Source organism: Microbacterium sp., from assembly GCF_011620665.1.
In the GTDB taxonomy this organism is placed as follows: domain Bacteria; phylum Actinomycetota; class Actinomycetes; order Actinomycetales; family Microbacteriaceae; genus Microbacterium.
The window spans coordinates 38,955-57,243 of sequence record NZ_WOYQ01000049.1; the positions used below are offsets into that span (position 1 = coordinate 38,955).

General features: G+C 67.9%; 21 protein-coding genes. 4 read left to right on the forward strand and 17 right to left on the reverse strand.

Annotation, left to right across the window (positions count from 1 at the left end; translation table 11 throughout):
• The first annotated feature begins 23 nt into the window (after positions 1-23).
• Positions 24-665 (forward strand): methyltransferase, encoded by a 642-nt coding sequence (locus QZV81_RS06760; RefSeq protein ID WP_292834697.1) that lies wholly within the window; start codon positions 24-26, stop codon positions 663-665.
• A gap of 10 nt (positions 666-675) precedes the next feature.
• On the opposite strand, the gene dapF is transcribed toward QZV81_RS06760, so the two are convergent.
• The 15 genes from dapF to QZV81_RS06835 form a co-directional block, all read right to left on the reverse strand.
• A complete protein-coding gene (dapF, locus tag QZV81_RS06765) occupies positions 676-1,545 on the reverse strand; it encodes a diaminopimelate epimerase (RefSeq protein ID WP_292834700.1) in 870 nt (289 codons plus the stop codon).
• 45 nt (positions 1,546-1,590) lie between these two features.
• Positions 1,591-2,451, reverse strand: coding sequence for a tRNA (adenosine(37)-N6)-dimethylallyltransferase MiaA (miaA, locus tag QZV81_RS06770; protein WP_363331609.1), 861 nt, complete (start codon positions 2,449-2,451; stop codon positions 1,591-1,593).
• A 74-nt stretch (positions 2,452-2,525) separates the two neighbouring features.
• Positions 2,526-4,079, reverse strand: coding sequence for a tRNA (N6-isopentenyl adenosine(37)-C2)-methylthiotransferase MiaB (miaB, locus tag QZV81_RS06775; protein ID WP_292834706.1), 1,554 nt, complete (start codon positions 4,077-4,079; stop codon positions 2,526-2,528).
• 48 nt (positions 4,080-4,127) lie between these two features.
• The gene (locus QZV81_RS06780) at positions 4,128-4,799 is read right to left on the reverse strand and encodes a regulatory protein RecX (RefSeq protein ID WP_292834709.1); all 672 of its coding nucleotides are present in this window, start codon (positions 4,797-4,799) and stop codon (positions 4,128-4,130) included.
• A gap of 3 nt (positions 4,800-4,802) precedes the next feature.
• Positions 4,803-5,852, reverse strand: a complete 1,050-nt coding sequence (gene recA / locus QZV81_RS06785) for a recombinase RecA (protein WP_292834712.1) — start codon at positions 5,850-5,852, stop codon at positions 4,803-4,805.
• A 238-nt stretch (positions 5,853-6,090) separates the two neighbouring features.
• Positions 6,091-6,321 (reverse strand): DUF3046 domain-containing protein, encoded by a 231-nt coding sequence (locus QZV81_RS06790; protein ID WP_292834715.1) that lies wholly within the window; start codon positions 6,319-6,321, stop codon positions 6,091-6,093.
• A gap of 1 nt (position 6,322) precedes the next feature.
• On the reverse strand, positions 6,323-6,643 hold the full coding sequence (locus QZV81_RS06795) for a helix-turn-helix transcriptional regulator (RefSeq protein WP_292834718.1): 321 nt from the start codon (positions 6,641-6,643) through the stop codon (positions 6,323-6,325).
• Positions 6,644-6,797: 154 nt separating this feature from the next.
• On the reverse strand, positions 6,798-7,343 hold the full coding sequence (locus QZV81_RS06800; RefSeq protein WP_292834721.1) for a CinA family protein: 546 nt from the start codon (positions 7,341-7,343) through the stop codon (positions 6,798-6,800).
• The gene (pgsA, locus tag QZV81_RS06805) at positions 7,340-7,912 is read right to left on the reverse strand and encodes a CDP-diacylglycerol--glycerol-3-phosphate 3-phosphatidyltransferase (protein WP_292834724.1); all 573 of its coding nucleotides are present in this window, start codon (positions 7,910-7,912) and stop codon (positions 7,340-7,342) included. The genes QZV81_RS06800 and pgsA overlap by 4 nt, the downstream gene beginning before the upstream one ends.
• Positions 7,913-7,925: 13 nt before the next feature.
• On the reverse strand, positions 7,926-10,613 hold the full coding sequence (locus QZV81_RS06810; RefSeq protein WP_292834727.1) for a DNA translocase FtsK: 2,688 nt from the start codon (positions 10,611-10,613) through the stop codon (positions 7,926-7,928).
• Between the two features lie 77 nt (positions 10,614-10,690).
• Positions 10,691-11,185, reverse strand: a complete 495-nt coding sequence (locus QZV81_RS06815; protein ID WP_292834730.1) for a GNAT family N-acetyltransferase — start codon at positions 11,183-11,185, stop codon at positions 10,691-10,693.
• A gap of 23 nt (positions 11,186-11,208) precedes the next feature.
• A complete protein-coding gene (locus QZV81_RS06820; RefSeq protein ID WP_292834733.1) occupies positions 11,209-12,885 on the reverse strand; it encodes a ribonuclease J in 1,677 nt (558 codons plus the stop codon).
• Positions 12,886-12,939: 54 nt separating this feature from the next.
• Positions 12,940-13,917, reverse strand: a complete 978-nt coding sequence (gene dapA, locus QZV81_RS06825; protein WP_292834736.1) for a 4-hydroxy-tetrahydrodipicolinate synthase — start codon at positions 13,915-13,917, stop codon at positions 12,940-12,942.
• Between the two features lie 42 nt (positions 13,918-13,959).
• Positions 13,960-14,448 (reverse strand): dihydrofolate reductase, encoded by a 489-nt coding sequence (locus QZV81_RS06830; RefSeq protein WP_292834739.1) that lies wholly within the window; start codon positions 14,446-14,448, stop codon positions 13,960-13,962.
• Positions 14,445-15,260, reverse strand: coding sequence for a thymidylate synthase (locus tag QZV81_RS06835; protein WP_292834742.1), 816 nt, complete (start codon positions 15,258-15,260; stop codon positions 14,445-14,447). The genes QZV81_RS06830 and QZV81_RS06835 overlap by 4 nt, the downstream gene beginning before the upstream one ends.
• A 102-nt stretch (positions 15,261-15,362) precedes the next feature.
• Here QZV81_RS06835 and QZV81_RS06840 point away from each other — a divergent pair, with 102 nt between their 5' ends.
• From QZV81_RS06840 to QZV81_RS06850, 3 genes are all read left to right on the forward strand, one after another.
• The gene (locus tag QZV81_RS06840) at positions 15,363-15,800 is read left to right on the forward strand and encodes a thioredoxin family protein (protein ID WP_292834745.1); all 438 of its coding nucleotides are present in this window, start codon (positions 15,363-15,365) and stop codon (positions 15,798-15,800) included.
• A 103-nt stretch (positions 15,801-15,903) separates the two neighbouring features.
• On the forward strand, positions 15,904-16,107 hold the full coding sequence (locus QZV81_RS06845) for a hypothetical protein (RefSeq protein WP_292834748.1): 204 nt from the start codon (positions 15,904-15,906) through the stop codon (positions 16,105-16,107).
• Complete coding sequence (locus QZV81_RS06850) at positions 16,100-17,011, forward strand: TIGR01777 family oxidoreductase (protein ID WP_292834751.1); 912 nt, start codon at positions 16,100-16,102, stop codon at positions 17,009-17,011. The genes QZV81_RS06845 and QZV81_RS06850 overlap by 8 nt, the downstream gene beginning before the upstream one ends.
• Here the strand turns inward: QZV81_RS06850 and QZV81_RS06855 are convergent.
• Positions 17,008-17,448 carry a hypothetical protein gene (locus QZV81_RS06855; protein WP_292834754.1) on the reverse strand — a complete coding sequence of 147 codons (441 nt, stop codon included), beginning with the start codon at positions 17,446-17,448 and terminating at the stop codon, positions 17,008-17,010. The genes QZV81_RS06850 and QZV81_RS06855 overlap by 4 nt on opposite strands.
• Positions 17,445-18,260, reverse strand: coding sequence for a dihydrodipicolinate reductase C-terminal domain-containing protein (locus tag QZV81_RS06860; RefSeq protein WP_292834757.1), 816 nt, complete (start codon positions 18,258-18,260; stop codon positions 17,445-17,447). The genes QZV81_RS06855 and QZV81_RS06860 overlap by 4 nt, the downstream gene beginning before the upstream one ends.
• Positions 18,261-18,289: the final 29 nt, after the last annotated feature.

An 18,289-nucleotide genomic window follows, 5' to 3' on the forward strand; every position in this document is an offset into this window, starting at 1 on the left:
GCCAGGACCGGTACGCTCACAGGATGGGGAGCGACCACTACTTCACCGCCTCCCCGTCCAGCGCCGAAAACCTCCGCCGCATCCGGGTGAGCCTTGCCGGGCGCACCGCTGAGGTCACGACTGCGGGCGGGATCTTCAGTCCAGATCACGTCGACGCGGGGACGTCGGTGCTCTTGGCGAACACTCCCCCGCCCCCGCCCGGGGGGCACCTGCTCGACCTGGGCTGCGGATGGGGCCCGATCGCTTTGAGCCTCGCGATCGCGTCTCCGCACGCGACCGTCTGGGCCGTCGATGTCAACGAGCGTGCGCTGGACCTCGTCCGCCGCAATGCTCAGGAGTGGGGCCTGTCGAACGTCCACGCGGTCCTGCCCGGCGAAGTTCCGAGCGACGTGATGTTCCGGACGATCCACTCCAATCCGCCGATTCGGGTCGGGAAGAACGAACTGCACAGCATGCTCGAGACGTGGATCCCGCGATTGGATGAGCGAAGCGACGCGTGGTTGGTCGTTCAGCGCAACCTCGGCTCCGACTCTCTGCAGCGGTGGCTGGCGGCGACGTTCGAACACGGGTACGTCGTGAGCAGGTCCTCGACCGGCCGCGGCTTCCGGGTGCTCAAGGTGCGTCGGCGCGGCACACCCCTCAGGGACACCGTCAGCCCGACCTGACCGGGCGCTCTCAGGCCAGTGTGATCTCGCCGGAGAAAGCGAGGGATGCCGGGCCCGAAAGCAGCACGTGCTCGCCGTCGGCGTGAGCGACGACGCGCACGCTCAGCCGACCGCCCGGGATACCGACCGTCCAGCGATCCGGGGCCCCCGCGCCGGCCCAGTGACGGACGGCGAGCGCCGCCGCCGCCACCCCGGTACCGCACGAGAGCGTCTCGCCGACGCCGCGTTCGAACACCCGCATCCGGATCGAGCCGACCCCGGCCTGCACGAGCGGATCGGCGGGGACGACGAACTCCACGTTCGCGCCGACCGCCGGTGGGGGATCGAGCGCGGGCAGCACCGTCAGATCGAGCCCGTCGAGCTCGGCGACGCTGGAGAGGGCCACGACGACATGGGGATTGCCGACATCGATGCCCTGCCCGGGTCGCGCGACCGCCAGCCCCTTCGCACGCACGAGGACCTCCGCGTCGTCCGGGCGCCACACGCCGAGGTCGACCTCGAAGCCGTGCTCGGAGCGCGTGAGCGTCCTGACCCCCGCGCGGGTGCCGATCCGGACCTCCGCGTCGCCGTCGAGCTGCAGCAGCCCGGAGCTGACGAGGTAGCGGGCGAACACGCGGATGCCGTTGCCGCACATCTCCGCCGCAGACCCGTCGGCGTTGCGGTAGTCCATGAACCACTCGGCGCCGGGCGTCGCGGCACCCTCCCGCAAAGCGTCGGAGCGAACCACCCGCAGAATCCCGTCACCACCGATGCCGAAACGCCGATCGCACAGCGCCGCGACCTGGTCGTCGGTCAAATCGAGCGCACCGTCGGGGTCGGGCACGATGACGAAGTCATTGCCCGTGCCCTGGCCCTTGGTGAATGCGATGGTCTGCGCCATGCCCTCAGTTTAGAGCGGCGCTACGACGCGGGCGTCTGTCTGTCATCAGGCCGGCGATTCCGCCAGGACGCCTGCGTCTGCCCCCGGATCGGTCCACCGCACGTCGGCGTAGCGGCGAAACCACGACACTTGCCGGCGCGCGTAGCGGCGCGTCAGCGCCTGCGTCTCGGCGATCGCCTGTGACTCGGGTAGTCCCCCATCGAGTTGGGCGAGTGCCTGAGCGTAGCCGATCGCGCGTGGAGCGGTGGTGCCCTCCTCGAGCCCACGGACACGCAGACGGCGCACCTCCTCGAGCAAGCCCCGCTCCCACATCCGCTCGACGCGCTCGTCCAGTTTCGCGACGAGCTCCGCGCGCCCCAGATGGACACCGATCAGCGTCGTCGGTACGTGCCACAGGACGGGCGCGCTCGGCAGCGCGGCCCCGTGCGTGGACTCCCCTTGACCGAGCACCTCGAGCGCGCGGAGCACTCGGCGGACGTTACGAGGATCGATCCGCTCCGCGGCAGCGGGATCGAGGCTCCGGAGACGGGAGTGCATGGCGTCGACACCGTCGCGCTCGAGCGCGGACTCAAGCCGCGCGCGCACGTCGTCGTCACGCGGAGGGAAGCGGAAATCGTAGATGACGCTGGAAACGTACAGTCCGGAACCTCCGACCAGGATCGCGTCGCCGCCGCGCTCAAGGATCCCCTCGATCGCGTGCCGCGCCTCGCGCTGGTACCAGGCGACTGCCGCCTCCTCCGTGACCTCGAGCTCGTCGAAGAGGTGGTGCGGAATGCCGCGGCGGTCAGCGAGCGGCAGCTTCGCCGTCCCGATGTCCATACCCCGGTACAGCTGCATGGCATCGGCGTTGACGATCTCCGCCGGACGACCGCGCGCAATCAGCGCCTCCGCGAGCCTCAGGGACACGTCAGTCTTGCCGGTGCCTGTGGCCCCGACCACGACCCACAGACGACAAACGTGTCGACGTGCGTCCGACTCGCTCAAGGTCCTGCGACGCGAAGCGCGGGGATGCCGAGGCCTACCGCCCGCGCGGAACCGTCACCGGCCGGCGAGGCGGGAACGCCGCAGGACTCGGCCTGTGTGCGGTCCCAGGCATCGCCCGCACTCGTTCGGCGGACGCGCAGAGGCGCACCGTCAGTGCTGTCGGCGAGCAGATGGAACGGCGCAGCGTGCGTGATGGTCACCGACACGATGTCTCCGGGTCGGGGACGCGCGCTCGATGCCGGCAGCTCGAAATGCACAAGGCGATTGTCTTCAGCGCGGCCGGTCAGACGGTGAGTAGCGGCATCCTTCTTGCCCTCGCCCGTCGATACCAGCACCCGAACCTCACGCCCCACCTGTTTCAGGTTCTCCTCGAGGCTGATGCGGTCCTGCAGGGCGGCGAGACGCTCGAATCGCTCCTGAACGATCGCCTTCGGGACCTGGTCCGGCATGATGGCTGCCGGTGTGCCCTCCCGGATGGAGTACTGAAAGGTGAACGCGCTCGCGAAGCGCGCCTGCTCCACGACCCGCAATGTATCTTCGAAGTCTTCGTCGGTCTCGCCCGGGAATCCGACGATGATGTCGGTGGAGATCGCGGCGTTCGGGATGCGCTCTCGGACGCGGTCGAGGATTCCCAGGAAGCGCTCGCTCCGGTAGGACCGCCGCATCGCCTTGAGGATGCGGTCAGAGCCCGACTGCAGCGGCATGTGCAGCTGTGGCATGACCTGCGGCGTCTCGGCCATCGCCTCGATCACGTCATCGGTGAAGGCGGCCGGGTGCGGACTGGTGAATCGGATGCGCTCGAGGCCCGAGATCTCCCCCGCCGCGCGCAGCAGCTTTCCGAACGCGTGCCGATCGCCGAACTCCACGCCGTAGCTGTTGACGTTCTGTCCGAGAAGCGTGACCTCGATCGCGCCGTCGTCCACGAGCAGTTTGATCTCGCTGAGGATGTCGCCGGGGCGGCGGTCCTTCTCTTTGCCGCGCAGGCTCGGCACGATGCAGAACGTGCAGGTGTTGTTGCACCCCACCGAGATCGACACCCAGCCGCTGTAGACCGATTCGCGCTTGGTCGGCAGGGTCGAAGGGAACACGTCGAGCGATTCGAGGATCTCCAGCTCAGCGTCGCCGTTGTGACGCGCGCGCTCCAGCAGACGCGGCAAGGACCCCATGTTGTGCGTGCCGAAGACAACATCGACCCACGGTGCCTTGACAAGGACGGCATCCTTGTCCATCTGCGCCAGGCACCCGCCGACCGCGATCTGCATGCCCGCACGCTGGTCCTTGCGGCTCTTGAGATAGCCGAGCGTGCCGTAGAGCTTCCCGGCGGCATTGTCGCGGACGGCGCACGTGTTGATGACGACGACATCGGCTTCGGCACCGGCATCGGCGCGCACGTAGCCCGCGCTCTCCATCGAGCCCGCGAGCCGTTCCGAGTCGTGCACGTTCATCTGGCAGCCGAACGTACGCACCTCGTAGGTGCGGGGGTTTCCGTCGGCGGCGGTGGCGGCGGACGACGGCGCGATGAGTGTGGGGGCGGCGGACGGCGAAGTCATGATGCCCTCATTCTACGAGGCATCGAACGGGTGGGGACCGGGGAACCTTCAGTCGAATCGAACGCCCCGTGCAGCGGGGCGTTCGAGCTCGGACAGGGCCTGACGCGCCACACTGAGCGCGGATCCGCCGTAGCCCCGGCGCGAGAGTTGCCCCACGAGGCGACGGACGGCAACCTCTCGATCGAGGCCACGCATCGCGCGCGCCTTCTGCCGGGCGAACTCCAGCGCGCGTTCCGCGTCGTCGTCGGCCAGTTCGGCCAGTGCGGCATCGGCGACGTCTCGAGGAACGCCGCGCTGCGCCAGAGCAAGGGAGATCGCCTGTCGACCCTGACCCTTGCGCGTGATCCCGGCATAGATCAGCTGCTCCGACAGCCGGACGTCGTCGAGATACCCGTGGCGCAGCAGAGCATCGATGACGTGCTCGATCCCCTCAGGAGACACGTCGTGCTCGCGCAGGAACGCACGCGCCTCGCGCTCGGAAAGGGAACGCACGCGAAGCTTCTTCATCAACCGTTTCTCGGCGAGCTCGCGATACTCCGCTTCGTCAGGCTCCACCGGCGACTCAGCGGCTCCCTCGGGCCCGGTCCACGTCGTATGCCACGCGCCATCGCTGGGGGCACCGGGCTCGAACTCACCGGGACTCCCCTGTTCGGGGGTCGCGGCCGGAGCCGACCCGCCGAACAGGGGAATCACCGGAGCGAGATGATCGTCAAAAGTCACGGATCACGCGGGACGGCGGGCAGCCAGATCGTCGGCCGGCTCTTCGACGACCTTGGGCTGGCCGATGCCGAGTTTCTGCTTGATCTTCGTTTCGATGTCGGCGGCGATATCCACGTTCTTCAGCAGGAAGCTCCGCGCATTCTCTTTACCCTGGCCGAGCTGCTCACCATCGTAGGTGTACCAGGCACCCGACTTCTTGACGATGCCGTGCTCAACGCCGAAGTCGATCAAGCTGCCTTCGCGAGAGATCCCGACGCCGTACAGAATGTCGAACTCGGCCTGTTTGAACGGTGGCGCCATCTTGTTCTTGACGACCTTGACGCGGGTGCGGTTGCCGACAGCATCCGTCCCCTCCTTCAGAGTCTCGATGCGCCGGATGTCCAGTCGCACCGACGCGTAGAACTTCAGTGCCTTGCCACCTGCGGTGGTCTCGGGCGACCCGAAGAACACACCGATCTTCTCGCGTAGCTGGTTGATGAAGATCATCGTCGTGTTGGTCTGGTTGAGTCCGCCCGTGAGTTTGCGCAGCGCCTGCGACATCAGCCGCGCCTGCAGACCCACGTGGGTGTCACCCATCTCACCCTCGATCTCTGCCTTGGGCACGAGCGCGGCGACGGAGTCGATGACGACGAGATCGACCGCGCCCGAGCGCACGAGCATGTCGGCGATCTCGAGCGCCTGCTCCCCTGTATCGGGCTGGGAGACGAGAAGCTGATCGATGTCGACGCCGAGCTTCTGTGCATAGTCGGGGTCGAGGGCGTGCTCGGCATCGATGAAGGCGGCGATGCCGCCGGCGCTCTGAACGTTGGCGATCGCGTGCAGCGTGAGCGTCGTCTTGCCCGAGGACTCGGGGCCGTAGATCTCGATGATGCGCCCGCGGGGCAGGCCGCCGACGCCGAGTGCGACGTCGAGAGCGATGGAGCCGGTCGGGATGACGGCGACGGGGGCGCGATCATCGCTGCCCAGTCGCATGACCGAGCCCTTTCCGAACTGACGGTCGATCTGAGCGAGGGCCGACTCGAGGGCCTTCTCGCGGTCTGCGGGTGAGGGCATGACGTGCTCCTTCGTGCTCGTGGTTCTGCCGCCTGTAGGCTGTCGCGTTCCGCCCCGACGGGGCGGATTCAGCGACAAGACGTGGGATGTCCGTTGACGCTGTCCACGCTACGAAAGGGTTCCGACATCGATCGGGATTCCCGTCCGAACAGTGGAGAACGTCTCGCAAACGCCTCTTGTGCAGGAGACTACGCGCGCGTCGAACAGAAATACGAAAGCGACACGCCGCGTCACGACCTCAGAGTGTGTTCTTGTTCGCGTCGATCAGACCGACGCCGTGCCGACGAGCGGGCGACACGTCCGTGGCGTCGCACAGCGCCATCCACACATCGCGCGGCGGAACACCATCGCTCAAGGCCCGCGCGGCTGTTCGGTACCCGAGCGGCGCCAAAGCCAGATCCTCGACCAGCGAATCCCCGCGCGGGCCGAACTCGTCGGCGACCGCTCGACCGAATTCGCTCAGGCGCACATCAGCGCAACGAGAGTTCGGGGTGGATGAGGTCTTCCTCGAGCGTCGCCAGATCGTCCGGCACGACATCCGGGAACACCTGGAGGCCTTCGAGCACGGAGAGCCGGTCGCCGACCTCGCGCATGATGATCGAGATAGGCACGTCCAACGCGTCGGCGACCGACGCGAGGATCTCGCTCGACGCTTCCTTCTGACCGCGCTCGACCTCGCTCAGATATCCGAGGGCCACGCTGGCGCGGCCGGCGACCTGGCGAAGGGTGCGCCCCTTCTGCAGGCGGAAGTCGCGCAGGACTTCACCGATTTCTTGACGAACCAGGATCATGTCGGGCCCCCTCCTCCGAGTGTGTCTCCGCGTCCCGGGTGGACAACAGTACCGGACTTGCTGGTCACAATATCCTCCGGGCGCTGTGGAATGGTTGGGAATCGCTCATACGTAACCCAGTTGTCACAGCCGGTATTCCCACTGACATCAAGGATCACAGCGCGTCCAGCGCCAAGCGGATGGCGCGACCGGCAGCCTCGGCGCGGATCGAGTCGCGATCCCCACCGAGCTCCAGCGATTCGACTCGTGAACCCAACGGCGTCGAGACGGCGAGATGAACGGTGCCGACGGGCTGTCCATCCGGCGAAAGAGGGCCGGCGATTCCCGTCGTCGCGATCCCGACATCCGCCGGCACGCCGTCGCGGCCGAGGACCCGACGCACGCCCTCCGCCATCTGTCTTGCGACGCGCGGATGAACCGGCCCGTGCGCCTCGAGCAGCGTGGGATCCACGCCGAGGACACCCTCCTTGACGTCGGTGGCGTACGCGACGACACCACCCCTGAGGACCTGCGACGCGCCCGCGACCGAAACGAGGGACGCCGTCACGAGTCCCCCGGTGAGGGACTCGGCGACGGCGACGGTCCAGCCCAGATCCTTCAGGCGGTCTACAAGGCGCTCAGGCTCGGTACGGCGGCTCGTGGAGACGAGAGTGTTCTCCAGCTCATCGGACAGCTCGGGCAGCCCCGGACGCGCGCTCACGAGACGCGTCCCCGTGACCGAGCGGCCCGCACCTCAGTGAGCACATAGTCGATACCACTGGCGATCGTCAAGATCACCGCGATCCACATCGCGACGGTGTTCACCGTGTGGATCCACTCCCCCACGACGATTCCGAAAGGCAACAGTGCGAGGGAGAGCGCGACGGCCTGCGCGACGGTCTTGAGCTTGCCCATCCACGCCGCCGCGACGACATGCGTACTGGCTACCAGGAGACGATGCACGGTGATGCCGATCTCGCGCACCAGCACGAGGATCGTGACCCACCAGGGCAGCTCGGCGAGGATCGACAGCCCGACGAAAGCGCACCCGGTGAGCACCTTGTCGGCGATCGGGTCCAGGAGCTTGCCGAGATCGGTGACGATGTGGTGCGCACGAGCGAGGTACCCGTCGATCCCGTCCGTCGCGATCGCGACGATGAACAGCACTGCCGCCCACCACCGGAGAGCGCCGCCGGCGCCATCGTCGGCGAGCAGCATCCAGAGGAAGACAGGGGCGCACAGGATGCGTGCGACCGTGATCGCGTTGGGGAGCTGTCTCGGGATCGCCACGCGTCGAGCCTACCTAGTCCCGGCCTGTCAGTCCCCAGGCGTCTTCGTCGCCGGAACCGCCGTCGACGACCTCATAGCCGTCGAACTGGGCGTCAACGGCATCCGTGCCGCCCTTGGGCGGGCTCGGGGCCCGGACATCCGCGACGGGCCCGTCCCCGCGCAAGCGCGCGAGCACCTCGGGCAGCTGATCGGGCGTCACGAGGACATCACGCGCCTTCGATCCCTCGGAGGGGCCGACGATCTCGCGCGACTCGAGCAGATCCATCAGGCGTCCCGCCTTGGCGAACCCGACGCGGAGCTTGCGCTGCAGCATCGACGTCGAACCGAACTGTGTCGAGATGATCTGCTCCGCCGCCGCGAGCAGGAGGTCGAGATCGTCGCCGATGTCCGCGTCGACCTCCTTCTTCTCGACCACGGCGGCCACATCCGTGCGGTAGTCGGGACGCGCCTGGTTCTTGACGTGGGTGACGACCTTCTCGATCTCACCCTCGGACACCCACGCGCCCTGCACGCGAATCGCCTTGGACGTGCCCATCGGCAGGAACAGCCCATCCCCCTGTCCGATCAGCCGATCGGCGCCCGGCTGGTCGAGGATGACGCGTGAATCGGTCACGCTGGTCACGGCGAATGCGAGACGCGACGGGACGTTCGCCTTGATGAGGCCCGTCACGACGTCGACCGACGGGCGCTGGGTCGCGAGCACCAGGTGGATGCCGCTCGCACGCGCGAGCTGCGTGATCCGGACGATCGAGTCTTCGACATCGCGGGGCGCCACCATCATCAGGTCGGCGAGCTCGTCGACGACGACGAGGAGGTAAGGATACGGCTTGAGCACTCTTTCGCTGCCGACGGGAAGATTGATCTCGCCGGCCACGACGGCACGGTTGAAATCGTCGATATGCCGGAAGCCGAACGAAGCGAGGTCGTCGTAGCGCATGTCCATCTCCTTCACGACCCACTGCAGCGCTTCGGCGGCCTTCTTCGGGTTCGTGATGATGGGGGTGATCAAATGCGGGACACCGGCATAGTTCGTGAGCTCGACCCGTTTGGGGTCGATCAGCACCATCCGCACTTCCGACGGCTTCGCGCGCATCAGAAGGCTCGTGATCATCGAGTTCACGAAGCTCGATTTGCCCGAGCCGGTCGACCCGGCCACGAGCAGGTGAGGCATCTTGGCGAGGTTGGCCGTCACGAACCCGCCGCCGACATCCTTGCCGACCCCGATCGTCATGGGGTGCGTCTGGGCAGCCGCGGCCGGAGAACGCAGCACGTCTCCGAGCGTCACGATTTCACGGTCGGCATTGGGGATCTCGACCCCGATCGCGCTCTTGCCGGGGATGGGGGCGAGGATGCGGACTTCGTTCGAGGCAACGGCATACGCGATGTTGTTGGTGAGCGCCGTGATGCGCTCCACCTTGACGCCCAGCCCCAGCGAGATCTCATACTGCGTGACGGTCGGACCGCGCGAGAAGCCGGTCACCCGCGCATCGACGGAGAACTGCTCGAAGACACTCATGATCGCCGCCACCACGCGATCGTTGGCTTCCGAGCGCGCCTTCGGCGGCGTGCCCTGCGCGAGCGCACCCACTGACGGCAACCGGTACGGAGCGATCGGCGGTCGCCCGTCGTGGTCGTCGCCGAGAGCGGAGAGTCCGGGGAGGACGCCGTCATCGAGAACGATCTCGCCGCTGTCTTCGCGGAGTGCGGTGTCGGTCCTGCGCGCAGCCTTCTTGGCGTTTGCGATGACCGCCGGGTCGATGATCTCCGTGGGCGCATCGAGGAGCGGCGCGGGAATCGCCGCGATCGCTTGATCGAACCCGCCCACGCCGTGGGGGTCGAGGAGTGCCGTCAGATCATCCGAGCCGAGAGCTCCGTCGGCGTCCTCCTCGCGACCGGTCTTGTTGCGTCGCCACCAGGGCAGTGCGGGTTCATGGGCCCCCGGTTCCCCCGGTTCCCCCGGAGCGAATCCGACCGTCCCGTCCGCGAAAGCGACCCCGCGCTCGGCGCCGAACATCCACGCGTACAGTTCGCCGAGTCGGCTCCCGATGCGACCGGGCGGGGTCTTGGTGATGATGAGAACGCTGAAGAACGTGACGACCGAAAGCACGATGTATGCACCGACGGGCGTCAGTAGCGCCGCGAGCGGCTCTCCTCCCATCCAGCCGAACAGTCCGCCGGCGTCGCTGAGGGCCGGCAGGCCGGTCTTCGGCTGCGGACGACCGCCGGCGAGGTGGCAGAAGCCCGCGATCGCGAGGACGAACAGCGCGACACCGATCCCGATGCGGCCGTTGTCGTGCACAGAGGGCGGATGCCGGAACAACCAGCCGGCCACAAGGAACAGCAGCACGGGGACGACGAACGCCTCGCGCCCGACGAGCGCGCCCACGGTGTAGGCGCTGATGCTGGTGCCGGCATCCGTGCCGATCAAGAACCACTCGACGATTCCACCGGCCACCGCCAAGAGGACCAGCAGAAACGGAAATCCGTCTCGTCGCTGATCCTTCTCGAGGTCTTCGAATCCGAACGCGCGGAACATCCCCCCGGTCACGTGGGCCAAGCCGAGCCACGCGCGGACGGCGACAGGCGGCTTGTCGACCTCGTCGACGTAGCGCTTCGGGGCCGGTTCGATCTTGCGGGCGCGCGACGCGGTTCCCTTCGCGGACCCGCGGGCGTTCGTGGGCGTGGGCGTGCTCCTGGCCATTACCCCACGGTAGGCGCAGAAGGCCGGGAATCCTCGGATTGACGCGGCCCTTCGTGGGCGAGCGGCTGGCCGCGGCCTCAACGCAAGCGCTTGACCATGGTGTCGCGGCCGACGCCGGGCTGAGTCACCGCGAAGCCTTCGGTGCGGTAGAGCGTGTAGGCGAAGTTGCCCCGCTCGACGGAAAGGCTGATGCGCGCGAAGCCTTGCGCTCGCGCGAGATCACACAGCCGCTGCAGGAGCGCCCGGCCCACGCCGTGCGCGCGCCAGATCGGCCGCACACCGATGATGAGCTCCGGCACTCCCGTGCCGACGTGGGCGAACCCGGGGTCGGTACGGGGCAGCATCCGGTACCAGGCGGCACCGACCGACTCGTCGTGTCCGTCAACCGCCACGAATCCGGCGTCGCTCGGGCGCATCCACCCGGCCAGGTAGCGGCGGTAATCGGGATCGGCGATCACATCGAACCGGGGGCGAGCGCCACCCTGACGCCAGTTGACAGCCTCCACGATCATGTCCGCGAGGAACGCGCCGTCCGCCTGCACGGCGGGGCGGATGCTGAACGAAGCGGGCATGCTCAGAGGCTACCGCGCCGGTGCTACGCCTCGATGACGAGAGGGACGATCATCGGCCGGCGACGGAGAGACTGGTTCACCCAGTGCCCGATCGTACGGCGCACGACCTGAGACAGCGCATGCGGGTCACGCACGCCCGACTGAGCCGCCTCGGTCAGCGCGGCGGCGATCTTGGGCTTGACCGCCTCGAAGACGTTGTCGTGTTCGGCGAATCCTCGTGCGTGGATCTCGGGTCCGGTGATGATGCGGCCGGTCGCGGAATCGACGACGACGATGACCGAGATGAACCCCTCCTCGCCGAGGATGCGGCGGTCCTTGAGGTCGGCATCCGTGATCTCGCCGACGGTCGAACCGTCGACATAGACGAAACCGAGGTCAAGCTGCCCCACGACCGCAGCGGTGCCGTCCTTGAGATCGATCACTGTGCCGTTCTCGGCCAGGATCGTCCGCTCGGGGGGGATGCCGGTGGCCTGCGCGAGCTTCGCGTTCGCGGTCAGGTGCCGGTACTCCCCATGAACGGGGAGTACGTTGCGGGGCTGGAGGATGTTGTAGCAGTACAGCAGCTCGCCGGCGGCGGCGTGACCGGACACGTGCACCTTCGCGTTGCCCTTGTGCACAACGTTCGCGCCCAGCTTCGTGAGTCCGTCGATCACGCGATAGACCGCATTCTCGTTGCCGGGGATCAGGCTCGACGCGAGGATCACGGTGTCGCCGATACCGACCTCGATCGCGTGGTCCATGTTCGCCATGCGGGAAAGCACCGCCATCGGCTCACCCTGGGAACCGGTCGACATATAGACGATCCGGTCGTCGGGTAGATCCTTGGCCTTTTTGTAGTCGATCAGCACCCCATCGGGCACCGTCAGATAGCCGAGGTCGGCGGCGATCGTCATGTTTCGCACCATGCTGCGCCCCAGGAAGGCGACACGGCGGCCGTTCGCAGCGGCCGCGTCGATGACCTGCTGGACGCGGTGGACGTGACTGGAGAAGCTCGCGACGATCACGCGGCGCGGAGCCTTCGCGATCACCTGGTCGAGCACCGGCCCGATCGCCCGCTCCAGCGGTGTGAAGCCCGGGACATCGGCGTTGGTCGAGTCGACCAGGAAGAGATCGACGCCCCGTTCACCCAGGCGGGCGAACGCGCGCAGGTCCGTGAGGCGTCCGTCGAGCGGCAGCTGATCCATCTTGAAGTCGCCCGTGGCCAGCGCGGTGCCGCCCGACGTGTGGATCGCGACGGCGAGCGCGTCGGGAATCGAGTGATTCACCGCGATGAACTCGAGGTCGAACGGGCCGAGCTGCTCCGTTTCGCCCTCAGCGACCGTGAGCGTGTAGGCCTTGATGCGGTGTTCCTTGAGCTTCGCCTCGACGAGGGCCAGCGTCAGCTGCGAGCCGATGAGCGGGATGTCGCTCTTGAGCTTGAGAAGGTAAGGCACCGCGCCGATGTGGTCTTCGTGGCCGTGCGTCAGCACGAGTCCGACGACGTCGTCGAGGCGCCCCTTGATCGGCTCGAAATCAGGAAGGATCAGGTCGACGCCGGGCTGGTGCTCTTCCGGGAAGAGCACGCCGCAGTCGACGATCAAGAGCTTGCCTTCGCTCTCGAAGACGGTCATGTTTCGGCCGATCTCGCCGAGGCCACCGAGCGGGATGACCCGCAGCGTTCCAGACTCGAGAGTGGGCGGATCGTACACAGTCGGGGGCATCGTATGCCTTTCGCGGAGGCGCACGGCATCCGCTCGTTCGTTCAGTGGATGGTCTCAGCGGGTCGTGCCGTGGACCTTGGGCAATGCGCCGCCGGCGGCGGCGTTGCGGTCGGGCCGGAAATTCGAGAAGTCTGCACCGTCGACGTTGGTCACGAGCGCCAGCTCATCCTCGATGAGTGCGGCTTCCCATTCCTCCGGTCCCACGAGGGGCAGACGGACGCGGGGGCTCGAAATGCGGCCGAGGCCGTGGAGGATGTACTTCACGCTCACGGTCGCCGGGACGTGGGTCATGACGGCACGGACGAGTGGTTCGACGCTCCGGTGCGCCGCCGTGGCCGCGGCGAGGTCGCCGCGATTCACGGCGTCGACCATCGCCCGATAGGGGGCCGCGGAGATGTTCCCGGTCACCCCGACGAGTCCGGTCGCACCGATCGCCATGTGCGGGAGCGCATTGGCATCGTCGCCGGAGAAGTACATGAGGTCGGTCTGGTTGAGCACCCGGCTGACCTCGCTGAAGTCACCCTTGGCATCCTTGATCGCCAGGATATTGGGGTGCTTCGCAAGGCGCAGGATCGTCTCGTACTTGATGGGGACGCCCGTGCGGCCCGGGATGTCATACAGGATGACGGGGAGGTCGGTCGCGTCGGCGACGAGCCGGAAGTGCGTCAGGATGCCGGCCTGGGTGGGCTTGTTGTAGTACGGCGTGACGATCATGATGCCGTCGGCGCCGGCTTTCTCGCTCGCCCGATAGAGCTCGATCGCGTGGGCCGTCTCGTTCGACCCGCCGCCCGTGATGATCTTCGCGCGACCGCCGGCGACCGCCTTGCCGACCTCGACGAGTCTGAGCTTCTCGGGGTCGGTGAGGGTCGAGGTCTCGCCGGTCGTGCCCGTGACCACGATGCCGTCCGCACCGGCGGTGATGACGTCGTCCATGTGCTTCTCAACGGCGGCCCAATCGACCTCGCCATCGGCCGTCATCGGGGTGACGAGCGCGACGAGAACCTGTCCGAATGGGTTTCCCGTATGCGTCATGATCCCAGGCTACCGGTTCCCGCCTACCCCGGTTCCGCGTCGTCAAGGGCGGACGAGCGTCAGGAAGCGGTACGTCACCCCGGTCCGGGAGAGCGCCCATTCGGTCGCCTCCACCGGTTCCCAGCCGTCACGCCTCGGCGCGTGGGTATCGCCGGCGACCTCGATATCCAACTCCGTGACCTCCAGCACATCGGCCCGACCGATCGCCGACTCATACAGCCGCCCACCGCCGATGACCCAGGCGGACTCGTCATCGGCCACGAGCGCCAGCGCCTCGTCGAGGGATGCCGTGCGCTCCGCGCCGTCGGACGCCCAGGAATCCGCGGAAGTCACCACGATGTTGCGGCGATGCGGCAGCGGCCGGAAATGCGGCGGAAACGATTCCCACGTGCGACGCCCCATGATCACGGGATGCCCGGTCGTCACGTCCTTGAAGTGGGCCATGTCCTCCGGGACATGCCACGGCATCCCGCCGCGCGCGCCGATGACGCCCCCGCGGGCTTCCGCCCAGATGAGACCGACCCGGGTCATACCGCGACGTCCCCGCGAATGGCGGGATGGTGCTGGTAGTCCTCGACGAGGATGTCCTCGAACGCGTAGTCGAAGATCGAATCCGGCGTCCGCGCGAACCGCAGCCGCGGGGAGGGGAACGCGTCCCGTGAGAGCTGTTCCCGCACCTGCTCGACGTGGTTGTCATAGATGTGGCAATCGCCACCGGTCCAGACGAACTCCCCCGGCTCGAGACCGGTCTGCTGCGCGATCATCAGCGTGAGCAGGGCGTAGGAGGCGATGTTGAAGGGCACGCCGAGGAACATGTCGGCACTGCGCTGATAGAGCTGGCACGAGAGCCTGCCACCCGAGACGTAGAACTGGAACAGGGCATGGCAGGGGGCGAGCGCCATGTGCGGAATGTCTGCCGGGTTCCACGCAGAGACGATGAGACGGCGTGAATCCGGGGTCGCACGGATCTGCGCGATCACATCGCTGATCTGATCGATCTGTCCCCCGGACGGCGTCGGCCAGGAACGCCACTGCACCCCATACACAGGTCCGAGCTCGCCGGCGTCATCGGCCCATTCGTCCCAGATCGTCACGCCGTGTTCCTGAAGCCAGGCGACGTTCGATTCGCCCCGGAGGAACCAGAGGAGCTCATACGCGATCGACTTCATGTGCACACGCTTGGTCGTGATGAGCGGGAAGCCGTCGGCCAGGTCGAAGCGGATCTGCCTGCCGAACACACTCGTGGTGCCCGTCCCGGTGCGGTCGTCCTTGTGCACACCGTGCTCAAGGACGTCGGCCAGCAGATCCTCGTAAGGGGTGGGGATGACCTCGACGGCGCTCACGCAGGTCAGACTACCCGCGCCACGCTTCTGCCAGAGGAAACGTGACGTCATCTAAGGCCGGGATCAGGGCCAGGCGCACCCGGGCGGATAGACTGCCACGCTATGACCCTGTCGGATGCCGTCCTCATCCTCGCTGCATTGCTCGTGGTCACGATCGGCATCGGCGCCTCCCTCCGCTGGCGGCAGAATCGTCCTCGTCACCAGGATCCGAGCGAAATCGTGCAACCGCAGCGGCTGGGCGCCGCGGCGCTCGGTGAGCGCGCAACCCTGCTGCAGTTCAGTACTGAGATGTGCGCGCGGTGCCCCGGCGTCCATCGCACGCTGAGTGCGATCGCCGACAACAACGACGGCGTGCTGCATCTCGACGTCGACCTGACCCACCGCCCGGACATCGCCCAGCACTTCCACGTGCTGCAGACGCCGACCACCCTCATCGTCGACGGCGACGGCGTCGTCCAGACCCGCTTCGGCGGCACGCCTCGGCGCGACGTCATCGAGCTCGAGCTCGCGCGCGTGACAGCCGTGCGCGCCCCGGTCTGATCGTCCTCACGACACCTGTTCCCCTGTCGGTGACTGCGGTCTAGGCTCAACGAGAGGCGAGCGCGCGCCGCCGTCGATTCCGCCGATCCGCACAGGAGGGCCCATGAGCGTCACGAGCGAAGCGAGCACGAGCTGGAAAGGCAACCTCGCCGACGGCGCGGGCGACGTCGCTCTCCGCGTCGACGCAGTCATGCCGGGCCTTGCGGCAGATGACTTCGCTCGGATCGCCGCGGAGGCCAAGACCGGCGGTCCCGTCTCGGCCGCCCCCAGCGGCATCGAGATCACGGTCGAGGCGACGCTTGCCTGAGACCCTCGTAGAGGTCACCGATCGAGTGGTCGTCGCCGGGGCATCCGGGTTGATCGGTCGCGCGCTCGTCGACTCTCTTCGCGCCGACGGGATCGCAGTCACCCGGCTCGTACGTCGACCGGCCGAAGCGGCTGACGAGCGGGCCTGGGATCCAGGCAACGCGCCCCTCAATCCGGCGATCCTGCGCGGCGCCCGAGCAGTCGTGGGTCTGAACGGAGCCAGCATCGGCCGCTTCCCATGGACAGCCCGGTACAAGCGCGAGCTGCTCTGGTCACGACTCACCCCGACCCAGACTCTCACCGCGGCGCTCGGCGAACTGGGCCCCGAGGGCCCCGCGTTCGTGTCGGCATCCGCCGTCGGCTACTACCCTTCCGCCCCCGGAGCGGTCCTCACCGAGGACTCGCCGCGCGGTGATGAGTTCCTCTCGGACCTCTGCGGTGAGTGGGAGTCCGCGGCGCAGCGCGCACCCGGCCGCGTCGCCCTCTTGCGCACCGCGCCGATCGTGCATCCCGAAGGTGTGCTGAAGCCGCTCATGCTTCTCACGAACCTCGGAGTCTCCGGCCCGATCGGCCGAGGCACGCAGGTATGGCCGTGGATCTCCCTCGCCGACGAGGTGCGCGCGATCCGGCACGTCATCGACTCTGACCTGGCAGGTCCGGTCAACCTCACGGGACCTGCCCGCGCCACCGCGAACGATCTCGGCTTCGCGCTTGCACGGCGGATGAACCGGCCCTATCTGTTGCGTGCGCCGGAGTGGGCGATCTCACTCGTCCTCGGTCGCGACGCGACACGATCCCTGCTGACGGGCGACATGAACGTGGTGCCGCTGGCCCTGCAGACATCCGGCTTCACGTTCACACACCCCACGGTCGAGGACGCCGTCGCTGCAGCGGTTGCCGCCTAGCGGCCGCGCTCGAGCGCGATCGCGGTGCGAATCGCCTGCCGCGCGCGGCGGCGGTCTCCCGCGCCGTCGTAGGCCAGTCCCACGCGAAACCACGCACGCCAATCATCCGGGTGAGCCTCGACGTCGGCGCGATACGCGGGGAAGAGCTCGTCGACCTGATCGCGCTGGGGACGGCCGCTCGGGCGGACATCGAGCTCGTCTGAGGGCAGGCCGCCCTCGTCTTCGAGGCGAGCCGCCAGGGCAGAGGCGCGCATACCGAAGCGGATCTCACGCCAGATCGCCCACGCGGCGATGAGCGGCAGAACGACGAGCGCGATCCCCATGACGATGCCGGCGGGCTGCTGTGAGCCGAGCAGCAGCCACGCCCGCTGCCCGACGAGCAGGATGTAGAGCGCCAGCAGTGCCGCCATGACGGCCACGCCGATCCGGGCGCTCATGCGCCCGTGGTGCGGGCGACCTGACCCGGCACGCCGCCTTCGTCGACCGGCGCCGAAGATCGCACGAGCGGAGTCCGCAGGCCGATGTCGATGAGTGAATCGAGGCCGACGATGACTCCCCGGGCGTCGCGGGCGGCGGCGAGCGCGACGCGGATGCCCGGCCCGTAGGCGGCGGCCGGGTCCACGGTGTCGTGGATGAGGGTGAGCGCCTCACCGGGTCCCGAGAGGATCGTCTCCTGCCGCGCGATGATCCCGGGGCGACGCAGCGAGTGCACGGGAATGCTCGCCACCTGCTGGCCGCGAGCCCGCTGGTCGGCATAGGGGGACTCGACGGGCCCGACGTCCCGTCGAGCAGCGGCGATGAGCTCGGCTGTGCGCACAGCAGTGCCGCTCGGCGAGTCGACTTTGGTCTCGCGGTGGGTTTCGACGATCTCGATCGATGGGAAGAACGGGGCGGCGGCGGCGGCGAGCGCCGAAGCGATCACCGAGCCGAGCGAGAAGTTGGGGATGAACACCGCGCCGGTGCCGGATGCCTCCACCAGGGGCCGCACGAGCGCGATGCGTTCGGCCGACCAGCCGGAGGTGCCGACGAGCACGTTCAGCCCGCGCTCGATCGCAGCCCGCACCACGCTGATCGACACGGCGGGAGTGGACGCATCGATGACGAGGTCGGCCCCGTCGATTTCGGTCAGGTCGCTGGACGATCCGAGCAGTGCCACCGTCTCGAACCCCTCGGTGCCCTCGACGACGGACGCGATGATCGCTCCCAGCTTGCCGGTTCCGCCCACGAGAGCCACGCGCGTCGTCGTCATGCTCCCAGCCTACGGGGCGGGCGCGCCGC